A 7,323-nucleotide genomic window follows, 5' to 3' on the forward strand; every position below is an offset into this window, starting at 1 on the left:
CGGGTGCCGCGGGGGCCGCTCAGAGCAGGTCGAACAGCTCGTCCGCGTCCGCTTCCTCGTCCTGGTCGGCGCTGTGGTCGATGACCTGCGCGAGCGATGCGATGGTCCGGTTCTGGAAGACGACCGGGAGTTTCAGCTCCACGCCCCAGCGGTCCTGGACCTCGGTCGCCAGCGAGGCGACGAGGAGCGAGTGGCCGCCCAGGGCGAAGAAGTCGTCCTGGCTGCCCACGCGCTCCAGGCCGAGCAGCTTCGCCCAGATGCCGGCGAGTGCGGCCTCGGTGCCGGCCCGCGGCGCGACGTAGCTCTCGCTCGTCTGTACCTGGGAGACGACGTCCGGCAGTGCCGGCAGCGCCTTCCTGTCGACCTTGCCGTTGGGGCTCAGCGGGAACTCCTCCAGCGGCACGAAGTAGGCGGGCACCATGTACTCGGGCAGCCGTTCCAGCAGGTGCGCCCGGAGGTCCGCGGTGACCGCCTCCTGGCCGTCCCGCGCCGTGACGAAGGCGATCAGCCGCTTGTCGGCGCGGGTCACCTCGTGTACGACGACGAGGCACTGGCGGATGGCCGGGTGGTCGGCGAGGACGGCCTCGATCTCGTCGATCTCGATCCGGTAGCCGCGGATCTTGATCTGGTGGTCCTTGCGGCCCGCGTACTCGATGACGCCGTCCGCGCGGAAGCGGGCGAGGTCACCGGTGGCGTAGAGGCGCCCGGGACCGAACGGGTTGGCGACGAAGCGCTCCGCGGTCAGATCCGGCCGGCCCAGGTAGCCGCGGGCCGGCTGCACGCCGCCGATGAACAGGTCGCCGACGACGCCGTCGGGCACCGGCGCCATCGCCTCGTTCAGCACATACAGCTGGGTGTTGGCCACCGGGCGGCCGATAGGCACGCTGCTCGCCCCCGGCTCGCTCACGCACTCCCAGAAGCTGACGTCCACGGACGCCTCGGTGGGCCCGTACAGGTTGTGCAGCCGTGCCTTCGGCAGGGCCTGCATGCACTGCTCCTGCACCTCCAGCGGCAGCGCTTCGCCGCTGCACATCACGTGCCGGACGTCCGGGCAGCGCTCGGCGGCGGTCCGCTGTGCCAGGAAGCTGTGGAGCATCGACGGCACGAAGTGCAGGACGCAAATGTGCTGCTGCTCGATCAGCTCGGCCAGGTAGCCGGCGTCGCGGTGCCCGTCAGGACGCGCGACGTGCAGCCGGGCACCGGCGATGAGCGGCCAGAAGAACTCCCACACCGACACGTCGAAGCTGAATGGCGTCTTCTGGAGCACCCGGTCGTCCTCTTGCAGGTCGTAGGCGCTCTGCATCCACAGCAGCCGGTTGCAGATGCCGCGGTGCGAGAGCATCGCACCCTTGGGCCTGCCGGTCGAGCCCGAGGTGTAGATCACGTAGGCGAGGTTGTCCGGGTGCACCCGTGCGCCCACCGGCTCATCGCTCGCCTCCAGCCAGCCGTCGTCGGCACCACCGAGCTCGACCAGCTCGACGCCGCGCTCGGCCAGGAAGCCGACCTGCTCCCTGGTGCCGGGCTGGACCAGGACGAGTTGTACCGCCGCGTCCTGGGCGATGTACGCGATCCGGTCCGCCGGGTAGTCCGGGTCGAGCGGCACATAGGCGCCCCCGGCCTTGAGGACGGCGAGCAGGGCGATCACCAGGTCGAGGGACCGGTGCAGGGAGATGCCGACCCGGGCCTCCGCGGCCACGCCCCTCTCGCGCAGCGTGTGCGCCAGCCGGTTGGCGAGCCGGTCCAGCTGGGCGTAGCTGAGCTGGCCGTCCTCGCAGGACAGCGCGATCCGGTCGGGGGTCCTGCGGGCCTGCTCAACGAAGAGGTGGTGGAGGGTGGTGGGCCGCGACACGGACGCGTCCCGCGTCGCGTTGCGCCCGTCGACGATCTCGTCACGCTCCGCGGCCGTCAGCAGCGGCAGCCGCGCCACCGGGGTCCGTGGCTCCCTGAGCGCCGCCTCGGTGAGCAGCCGCAGGTGTTCGCCCATGCCGGCGACGGTGTCCCGCTCGAAGAGGGCGGTGCTGTACTCGAACGTCAGCCGCAGCGCGCCGTCGCGCTTTTGCACGCTCAGGCCCAGGTCGAACTTGGAGACGCCGATACCGGCCTCCATCACGTCCTGCATCCAGGCCGGTTGCTCCTGCTCCTCGGCGATGTCCTCGAAGAGCTTGTCGAGGCCGGTGAACATCACCTGGAACACCGGGCTGTAGCTGAGGCTGCGCTCCGGCTTCAACTCCTCGACGATGCGGTCGAACGGCACCTCCTGGTGGCTCTGCGCCTCCAGCAGCTTCCAGCGGACCTGTTCCACCACGTCGGAGAAGTCCGGGGTGCCCGAGAGGTCCACGCACAGGGCCACGGTGTTGACGAGGAAGCCGATCAGCGGCTCGGTCTCGACCCGGCCCCGGTTGGCGACCGGGATGCCGACCACCACCTTCTCCTGCCCGCTGTAGCGCGAAAGCAGCACGGCGAAGGCGCTCAGCAGCGCCACGAACTGCGTCGTCTGATGCTCGCCGCTCACCCGGGCGATGCGCTCGCCCAGCTCCGCCGGCAGCGAGACGCTCACGGAGGCGCCTTCGAAGTTCTGCACCGCGGGCCGGGGGCGGTCGGTGGGCAGCGAGATCAGCGCGGGCGCCTCGGCCAGCTGTCCCTTCCAGAACTCCAGGTGTGAACGGAGCCGGTCCTCCTCCATCCACTGCTGCTGCCACACCGCGTAGTCGGCGTACTGCACGGGGAGCGGCTCCCGGGTGGCCGGCCGGCCCGAGCCCAGGTCGTCGTAGCCGCGCAGCAGCTCCTCGTTGAGGATCGGGAGCGAGAAGCCGTCGACGATGGCGTGGTGGGCGCTGAACACCAGCAGTGACTCGTTGTCGGACAGATGGATGAGCAGGGTGCGCAGCAGCGGCCCCGTGGTGAGGTCGAAGGACTCCTTCCACAGCTCACGGGCGCGGTCCCGTGCCGCCTCCGGCCGCCGCTCGACCGGCTCGGCCGACAGGTCGGCCTCCGCGAGGACGACCTGCCCGGCCTCGGCGATCTCCTGCCAGACGCGGCCGCCGCTCTCCCGGAAGGTGGTCCGCAGCGTCTCGTGGCGCTCCACCAGCGCCTCCAGGGCGCTGGTGAGCCGCGCCGCGTCCACCGCCTCGGGCCTGTGGAGCAGCCAGCCCACGGTGTACAGCGGGCTGTCCGGGTGCAGGCGGTCCATGTACCACAGTCGCTGCTGCTCGAACGTCGCGGGGATGGGCTGGTCGCGCTCCACGGGCACGAGGGGGACCACGTCGTGCGGCTCCTTCTGCCGTAGCGCGGCGTCCACCTCGGCCGCGACCTGGGCCACGGTGGTCTGCTCGAACAGCACCCTGACCGGCATCTCGACCTCGAAGGTCTGGCGGATGCGGGCCTGCACCTTCACCGCGAGCAGCGAGTGCCCGCCGAGGGTGAAGAAGTCGTCGAAGACGCCCACCCGGCTCTGGCCCAACACCTCCTGCCAGACCGCGGCGAGCTGCGCCTCGGTCGTGGTGCGCGGCGGCGCGCCCGTCGAGGACTCCGGCGCCTCGGTCTCCTTAGGCAGCGGGAGCACCTTCCGGTTCAGCTTCCCGTTGCTGTTGAGCGGCAGCTCGTCGAGGTAGACGAAGGACGGCGGCACCATGTACGAGGGCAGCTGTTCCTTGAGATGCGCCCGGAGCACCTCGGTGGTGTCCGGCGTCTCCTCGTGCGACACGACATAGCCCACGAGGCGCTTGCTCGACCCGTCCGGCTGGGCGAGCACAGCACAGCCGCGGACCAGCGGATGCTGCTCCAGCACGGTCTCGATCTCGCCCAGCTCGATCCGGAAACCGCGGATCTTCACCTGGGAGTCGACCCGGTCGACGAACTCGATGTTGCCGTCGGGGAGGTACCTGACCAGGTCGCCGCTCTTGTAGAGGCGGCCGCCCGGCTCGTCGCCGAACGGGTCCGCGACGAAGTTCACCGCAGTCAGGTCGGGGCGGTTCATATAGCCCCTGGTCACGCCGACGCCTCCGATGTACAGCTCGCCGGGCACCCCGGCCGGCACCGGCTGCATGTGCTGGTCGAGGACGTAGAGCCGGACGTTGGTGAGCGGGCGGCCCATGTGGATGACGTCCAGGTGCTCGTCGGTGAGGCCGCCGGTGGCGAACACCGTCGACTCGGTCGGCCCGTAGACGTTGAAGAACGTACGGCCCGGCGCCCAGGTTCTGATCAGATCGGCCGGGTAGGCTTCGCCGCCGACGACCAGCGTGCGCAAATGCGGCAGCGGCTCGTCGGTGGGCAGTGTGGCGAGGGCACCGGGCGTGAAGTTCAGGCTCTCGATGGCCCGCTCGTCGAGCACGTCGTGCAGCTCCGTGCCGATCATGCGGACGTCCTTGCCGGGGATGTACACCGTGCCGCCGGTCACCAGCGGCATAAGGATCTCCCAGACGGAGAAGTCGAAGCTCGTCGAGGCGACCTGGAGCACGTGCTGGCGCCGGTCGAAACACGGGTGCCGGCGGATCCACGGCACCAGGTGGTGGATGCAGCGGTGCGTCACCATCACGCCCTTGGGCCGTCCCGTCGAGCCCGAGGTGTAGATGATGTAGGCGAGGTTCCGCGGCGTCAGCGTGGTGGCCGGAGCGCCCACCGGCTCCTGGGCGACCGCGGACCACTCGGAGTCCATGCAGAAGACCTCGAAGTCGCCCTCGGGCAGCTTCGGCACCACGTGCTCCTGGGTGAGCATCAGGTGCAGCCGGGCGTCCTCGACGACGAACGCCATCCGGTCGCGGGGGTAGCGCGGGTCGATCGGGACGTAGGCGCCGCCCGCCTTGAGGATGCCGAGCATGCCGACGATGCTCTCGGTGGAGCGCTCCAGACAGAGCCCGACCAGCACGTCGGGTCCGACGCCGTGGCGCTTCAGCCAGTGCGCCAGCCGGTCGGAGCGGCGCTCGAGCTCTGCGTAGGTGAGGTGCTCGTCCTCGTGGACCACCGCGACAGAGTCCGGCGTCGACAGCGCCTGCCGCGCGACGAGCTCGTGGTAATACACGGCCTCGACGTCGGACGTGGTCTCGGTCGCCCACTCGTTCACCGCACGGTCCAGCTCGCCGTCGGTGAGCATGGTGACCTGGCCGAGCGGGCGCTGCGGCGCGGCCACCACCTCACGGCAGAGCTCCCTGAGGTGCCCGAGCATCGCCTCGGCGGTCCGCGCGTCGAAACGCCGCGTGTCGTACAGGATGTTCACGCCGATCCGCTCGCCCACTGTGATCACAGTGTTGAGCGGGTAGTGGGTCTGCTCCTGGGAGTCCATCTCCGAGAAGCTCAGCGCCTTGCCGCGGCGCTCGTCCTCCGGGTAGTTCTCGAAGACGAAGAGCGTCTCGAACAGCGGCGCGCCGGCGGGCGTCTCGGCCCACTGCTGGATCTGGCCGAGCGGGCAGTGCTCGTGCTGACGCATCTGCACGTTCTGTTCCTGGAGGCCGTGCAGCCAATCGAGCACCGGGGCCTGGCCGGGCAGCTGGACCCGCATCGGCAGCGTGTTGATGAACAGGCCGACCATGCGCTCGACGCCCTCGACCTCGGACGGGCGGCCCGAGGTCACCGTGCCGAAGACGACGTCGTCGGTACGGGCGTAGCGGCTGAGCAGCAGCGCCCAGCAGCCCTGGAGCACGGTGTTGAGGGTGAGGCGGTGGCTGGCGGCGAACTCCTGGAGCGCCCCGGCCTCCGCCGCACTGAGGTCGGTACTGGTCCAGGCCTGGGTGGCCGGCGCATCGCCCTCGGTGTCCGTCCGCTTGCCCACGTCCAGCGCGGTGGGCTCGTCGAGGCCCTGGAGGGCGGTGCGCCAGTACTCCTCGGCCTGCCCCATGTCCTGGCGCTTCAGCCAGGTCACGTAGTCACGGTACGGCCGCACGGGTGCCGACTCGACGTGCCCGCCGCGGGTGGCCGCCTCGTACCACTGGACGAGTTCGCTCAGGACCAGGCTGATGCTCCACCCGTCCAGGATCGTGTGGTGGGCGCTCAGCACGAGCTGGTAGGCGTCGTCCGCGGTCCGTGCGAGCAGCATCCGCCACTGCGGCACATCGTCCGGTTCGAAGCTGCGGACGCGGTCGTGCTCCAGATAGCCGCGCAGCCGGTCCTGCTGCTCCTGGAGAGGCGCGGCGCGCCAGTCCTGCTCCTCCAGCGGGACGGGAACGTCGGCCCAGACCAGCTGGAGGGCCTCGTCGGCCGCCTGCCAAAAACTGGTGCGCAGGATCGGGTGCCGGCGCATGACCTCGGCCCAGCTGTGCCGGAAGGCCGCGACGTCCAGCGTCTGGTTCAGCCGGAGGATCTGCTGGACGTGGTAGGCGCCCTCGCCCTGCGCGAACCGGCTCTGGAACCACAGGCCCTCCTGCGTGGGGGTCTGCGGATAGCAGTCCTCCAGTGGGCGCGGCGAGGCGCCTGTGCGCCAGGCGGGCAGCGTGCGCAGCTCGGCGACCAGGGCGTCGATCTGCGCCTGGGTCAGGCCGCTGAGCGGCAGGTCCGAGGGGCTGTAACCCTGTACGTCCGGGCGGACGGCCTCCTTGGCGAGGCCCTTGAGGGTCTCGAGGGTGTTCTCGGCGACTTGTTGGATGGTGTGGGTGGTGTGTGTGTCGCTGTCGTAGGTCCATTGCATGTGGAGTCGGCCGTTGTGTATGTGGCTGACGATGTCGATCAGGTAGGGGCGGTGGTTGTCGGGGTGCCAGTCGGGGCCGGCCTGTCCGGAGGAGGCGGCGAAGCTGCTTGCGAGGGTTTCGTCGAATTGGCCGAGGTAGTTGAAGCTGATCTGGGCGGGTGTGGTTGTTTGTAGGGTGTTGCGGGTTTCGGTGGGGCTGTGGGCGAGGAGGCCGTAGCCGATGCCTTGTCGGGGGCGGGTTCGTAGGGCTTCTTTGATGTGTTTGAGTCCGTTGCCGAGTGCGGTGGTGGCGGGTACGGGGAGTCGTAGGGGGGAGATGGTGGTGAACCAGCCGGTGGTGCGGGAGATGTCGATGTCGTCGAAGAGTTCCTCGCGGCCGTGGCCTTCCAGGTCGAGGCGGATGTGGTCGTCGCCGGTCCAGGTGCCGATTGCTGAGGTGACGCCGGTGAGGAGTACGTCGTTGATGCGGGTGTGGAAGACCGCGGGGATGTCGTGGAGCAGGGCGCGGGTTGCTGCTTGGTCGAGTACGGCTTGGTAGGTGCGGCTGTGGCCGATGGTGTTGCGGCCGGCTGGGTTGTCCATGGGGGGGGGGTGGGTGGCCTGGGTTTGTTCGTGCCAGTAGGTGAGTTCGTCGAGTGTGGGCGTGGTGGCTGCCTCCTGTCGCAGCCGTTCGGCCCACTGGCGCCATGAGCTGGACTTGGCCGGCA

General features: G+C 69.9%; 1 protein-coding gene. It reads right to left on the reverse strand.

The features are described from left to right. Positions 1 to 19: 19 nt before the first annotated feature. On the reverse strand, positions 20 to 7,323 hold a 7,304-nt coding region (locus tag DQ392_RS17580; RefSeq protein ID WP_114016558.1), incomplete at its 5' end, for a non-ribosomal peptide synthetase.

The organism is Streptomyces reniochalinae (genome assembly GCF_003323735.1).
GTDB lineage: Bacteria > Actinomycetota > Actinomycetes > Streptomycetales > Streptomycetaceae > Streptomyces > Streptomyces reniochalinae.